General features: G+C 56.1%; 4 protein-coding genes and 1 pseudogene. 4 read left to right on the forward strand and 1 reads right to left on the reverse strand.

Annotated features, from left to right (window positions below):
* Positions 1-466: 466 nt before the first annotated feature.
* From B3P58_RS14625 to B3P58_RS14640, 4 genes are all read left to right on the forward strand, one after another.
* A complete protein-coding gene (locus B3P58_RS14625) occupies positions 467-904 on the forward strand; it encodes a MarR family winged helix-turn-helix transcriptional regulator (RefSeq protein WP_145471108.1) in 438 nt (145 codons plus the stop codon).
* Between the two features lie 168 nt (positions 905-1,072).
* Positions 1,073-1,495 (forward strand): organic hydroperoxide resistance protein, encoded by a 423-nt coding sequence (locus tag B3P58_RS14630; RefSeq protein ID WP_145471107.1) that lies wholly within the window; start codon positions 1,073-1,075, stop codon positions 1,493-1,495.
* 107 nt (positions 1,496-1,602) lie between these two features.
* On the forward strand, positions 1,603-2,604 hold the full coding sequence (gene ahr, locus B3P58_RS14635; RefSeq protein ID WP_286718615.1) for an NADPH-dependent aldehyde reductase Ahr: 1,002 nt from the start codon (positions 1,603-1,605) through the stop codon (positions 2,602-2,604).
* 244 nt (positions 2,605-2,848) lie between these two features.
* Positions 2,849-4,147, forward strand: coding sequence for a methyl-accepting chemotaxis protein (locus tag B3P58_RS14640; RefSeq protein ID WP_286718619.1), 1,299 nt, complete (start codon positions 2,849-2,851; stop codon positions 4,145-4,147).
* On the opposite strand, the pseudogene B3P58_RS14645 reads toward B3P58_RS14640, so the two are convergent.
* A pseudogene (locus B3P58_RS14645) lies at positions 4,138-4,548 on the reverse strand (MerR family transcriptional regulator); the annotation flags it as partial. The gene B3P58_RS14640 and the pseudogene B3P58_RS14645 sit on opposite strands and share 10 nt — an antisense overlap.
* Positions 4,549-4,578: the final 30 nt, after the last annotated feature.

Here is a 4,578-nt window from a genome sequence, read left to right on the forward strand (position 1 = left end):
GCCGAAGAACTACTTAAGACCGTGTCCGGAATTAGTTGACCACTACAAAGTTCCCCGGATTTGGGCGCAGGGGCTTGCCCCGCATTGGCTTAAAGTCAGACACAGCAACCAGCCCGCGCAGCGGCTACAACTCAGAACACAACTACCTCCAGCAGTAGCACTACCACGCAGAGCGTGGGAGCGAGTCAGACACAGCAACCAGCCCGCGCAGCGGCTACAACTCAGAACACAACTACCTCCAGCGGCAGCACTACCACGCAGAGCGTGGGAGCGAGTAGAAAGCAGAGCGTGGGAGCGAGTCGTATCGCGACTGAAAGTCGCTCCCACAAGTCTCTCCCACAAGTCGCGGATAAGATCCGCCTCCATACACTGCCAACCAGCAGCTGCCACCAACACTGTTCCGCAACGCCGGCTTATGGCAGCATTCCCCCATTGTCATCTTTGATCACCACAGGCCCGAGCCTTTATGTCCGATTCCAATCCGCTGCTGCTCGATAAGCAATTGTGCTTCTCTCTGTACGCCACCTCGCTGGCGATGACTCAGGTGTATAAACCCCTGCTGGAGCCGCTGGGGCTGACCTATCCGCAGTATCTGGTGTTGCTGATTCTGTGGGAGCAGGACGGCCTGGGGCTGAAGGATATTGCCGCGCGTCTGGGGCAGAAGCCGGGAGCGTTAACGCCGGTAATCAAGCGGATGGAGGCTGAGGGCCTGATCAGCCGTTCGCGCAGCAGCGCCGATGAGCGGTTGCTGGAGATCCGCCTCAGTGAGCATGGCCGCAGCCTGCGCGAGAAGGCGTTGCAGGTGAATGCCTGTGCCGCCAGTCACTGCAATGCAGCCATTCCGGAGCTGATGGATCTGAAAGAGCGGCTGGATGTTCTGCGCCGGGCATTGCAGGGGGAATGATTTTATATTGCACGCAATAGATTATTGCGATAATCTTTTCTCCGTTCTGGCCGCACAAGGCCATTTTTTACAGATAAATAGTTATCGCGATAACTATATCCTGGTGGCAGCGGTCAGAAGCAAACAGAAGACGGTGCCAGCAACGACGAACCGAAAACGGAGAATCCTATGGAAATTTTGTATACCGCCCAGGCAACCTCAACCGGTGGCCGTGATGGCCGCTCTGTCTCATCTGACCAGGCACTGGATGTCAAACTCAGCACACCCAAAGCACTGGGTGGTGCCGGTGGTGATGGTACAAATCCGGAGCAGCTGTTTGCGGCAGGCTATTCCGCCTGTTTTATCGGCGCGCTGAAGTATGTGGCGATGCAGGATAAAACTGCGCTGCCGGCCGACACCGCCATTACCGCGCATGTGGGTATTGGCCCTAATGATAAGGGTGTGGGTTTTGCCATCGACGTTGAGCTGCATATCAGCCTGCCGGGCATGGATAACACTGTCGCTCAGACATTGGTGGAAAAGGCACACCAGGTATGTCCATACTCTAACGCTACCCGCGGTAATATCCGTGTTGAGCTGGTGCTGGTCTGAGTCATCGCAGTTTTTTATCGGTGTAATACAACGGCGTGTGAACAGCGCACGTCAGCATCTGCTCAGGTGTAACCGCTAAGCCCATTTTTTATGTCAGGAGAACAACCATGATCAAAGCCTACGCAGCCTTCGAACCGGGTGGTGAACTCAAGCCGTTTGAATACGATCCGGGCCCGCTGGGTGACCATGATGTGGAAATCGATGTGGAATACTGCGGTATCTGCCACAGCGATCTGAGCATGCTGAATAACGAATGGGGTATGACCCGTTATCCCTTTGTGCCGGGCCATGAGGTGGCGGGGCGCATCAGTGCGGTGGGCGCTCATGTGAAAAAACTGCAGGTGGGTGATCGGGTCGGCCTCGGCTGGCATTCCGGTTACTGCAACGAGTGTCAGACCTGTATGGAAGGCGACCATAACCTCTGTGCCGGCGCGCGCGGCACTATCGTTGGCCGTCATGGCGGTTTTGCCGACAAGGTGCGGGCACAGTCAGCCAGTGTGGTGAAACTGCCGGATAACGTCAGCAGCGAAGTGGCCGGGCCGCTGTTCTGCGGTGGCGTAACGGTGTTTAACCCTATTGTGCAGTTTGGTGTTAAGCCCACGGCGCGTGTTGGTGTGGTGGGTATTGGTGGCCTTGGCCATATGGCGCTGCAGTTCCTCAATGCCTGGGGCTGTGAAGTAACGGCCTTTACCTCGTCGGAAGCCAAGCGCACCGAAGCGCTGGAGCTGGGCGCACACCGTACGCTGGATTCCCGTGATGAGCAGGCGCTGAAAGATTCCGCCGGTTATTTCGATCTGATTCTGTCGACGGTGAATGTAAAACTCGACTGGGGTTCCTATGTAAATACCCTGCGCCCGAAAGGCCGATTGCATCTGGTCGGTGCGGTACTGGAACCGGTCGAGCTGAATGTGTTCTCGCTGATGGGCGGCCAGCGTTCGGTGTCGTCGTCGCCGGTTGGCAGTCCGGCAGTGATTGCGCAGATGCTGGAATTTGCCGCCCGCCATCATATTGAACCTAAAGTAGAAGTGTTTGATATGGCGGACGTAAACAGCGCCATTGACCGTCTGGAAAACGGCAGCCCGCGCTATCGTGTGGTGCTGAAAAAGTAAGCGGCATTGTTGTAGTACTGCTGTTGTACCGCTGTAGTACCGCTGTAGTACCGCTGCTGTGCTTAAAGCCCGGAGCCGCCTCGTTTGGCGGCTTTTTTATGCCTGCAACACGATGCCGGATTGTTATACATCACTGGTTTTTACAAATAGTGCCTGTCGCTTGTAGTCAGCACTGGCGGGCAGGCAGGACTGGGCTAGATTGAGAGCGTGTGTACCCTGTATGCAAACTTATTCCGGAGCAGTTATGTGGTTCGATAAAAACAAAGACAAGGTTCAGCAGCTTGAACAGGCACTGGCCAGTGCTCAGGCACTGGAACAGGCATTGCGTCAGGATTCCGCAATGATTGAATTCGCCCCGGATGGCACGATTAAGGATGTGAATGATCTTTTTCTGCAGGTGGTTGGCTATCGCCGCGATGAGGTGGTGGGCCAGCATCACCGTATGTTTTGCAGCACCGACTATGCGGCTTCAGAAGAGTACCGTGCGTTCTGGAAAAAGCTTGCCGCCGGACAATTTGCGAGCGGCTCTTTTCCGCGGATTAATAAACAGGGGGAGCGCCTGTGGCTGCGCGCTACCTATTTTCCGGTGTTGCAGAATGGCCGTGTGATTCGTGTTATCAAGCTGGCTCAGGACGTAACGGCTAATACAGAAAAACGCCGTAGCCAGGAAGCGGTAATGGATGCGCTGAACCGCTCGCAGGCCATTATTGAATTTACCCCGGATGGCACCATTCTCAATGCCAATGACAATTTCCTGAACACCATGGGCTACCGGGTGGAAGAATTGCGCGGTAAACATCACCGCATTTTTTGCAACGACGCTTTTTACCGCGAGCAGCCGGACTTCTGGCAAAGGCTGGCACAGGGGCGGGTGCAGAGCGGTAAGTTTGAACGACGTGACAAGCGTGGCCGTACGGTATGGCTGGAAGCCAGCTATAACCCGATTTTTGATGCGCAAAAACGCGTTATTAAGGTGATTAAGTTTGCCAGCGATATTACCGAACGGGTGCTGCAGGCCGAGCAGGTGCGTGAAGCATCGGAGCTGGCACGCAGTAATTCGGCCGATACCGTTAACCTGGCCCAGAATGGCAGTGGTCTGTTACGTGCCAGTGTTACGGCATCGGCGCAGGTGGCGACGCAGGTGGGTGATGTGGCACAGAGCATCAGCAAACTAAGCAGTAAATCGGCGGAAATTTCCGCCATCGTCACCACCATCAGCAGCATTGCTGAACAAACCAACCTGCTGGCATTAAATGCTGCGATTGAAGCGGCGCGTGCCGGTGAGCATGGCCGTGGTTTTGCGGTGGTCGCCGACGAAGTGCGCAGTCTGGCATCGCGCACTAACAGCTCAACGCTGGAAATCGACGAAATGGTTAAGGCGAATGAAGCCCTGACCCGTGCGGCGATGGAGCAGATGGAAAAAACCCAGCAGCAGACAAAGCAGGTGGGCGAGCAGATTCAGCAGGCAGCGGATGTGATTGAGCAGATCCGCCACAGCGCTGAAGATGTGGCCGCTACAGTCGCGCGCCTGAATCAGTCCTGATTGCCCGCACTGTCTGGCGGCTGCAGATACTGATCGCGCAGCGCCAGAATCTGCTCGTCACTCAGACAACGGCCTGCCTCCCAGCTGCTTTCCAGCAGGCAACGCAGCGAATGCAACTGATCGCGCTGCCGTTGCAGGCTGGCCAGTAAGGTATCGATATCCTCCAGCCGGCCATTCAGGGTCGTCATTACCCGCTCATGATCCACAGCTTGCTGCTCATCGCGCAGCAGGGCCGGAATATCCCCCAGCGCAAAGCCCATATTCTGCAGGCTGCGGATCATCTGCAGGCGTAACAGTGCGCTGCCATCGTAACGGCGACTGCCGCCAGCGGTGCGCTGCACGCCACTCAGCAGGCCCTGCTGTTCGTAATAGCGGATGGTGGACGCAGGCGTCTGACTCTGGGCTGCTAGGGCCTGTTGACACTAAGTGAA

Origin of the sequence: Thalassolituus sp. UBA2009 (assembly GCF_002335285.1) — a bacterium.
GTDB lineage: Bacteria > Pseudomonadota > Gammaproteobacteria > Pseudomonadales > Oceanobacteraceae > Venatoribacter > Venatoribacter alkanivorans.

Bases quoted from the DNA above. Each gene is read 5' to 3' on its own strand.
- B3P58_RS14625 (WP_145471108.1), top strand. From the start codon at position 467: ATGTCCGATTCCAATCCGCTGCTGCTCGATAAGCAATTGTGCTTCTCT.
- B3P58_RS14630 (WP_145471107.1), top strand. From the start codon at position 1,073: ATGGAAATTTTGTATACCGCCCAGGCAACCTCAACCGGTGGCCGTGAT.
- ahr (WP_286718615.1), top strand. From the start codon at position 1,603: ATGATCAAAGCCTACGCAGCCTTCGAACCGGGTGGTGAACTCAAGCCG.
- B3P58_RS14640 (WP_286718619.1), top strand. From the start codon at position 2,849: ATGTGGTTCGATAAAAACAAAGACAAGGTTCAGCAGCTTGAACAGGCA.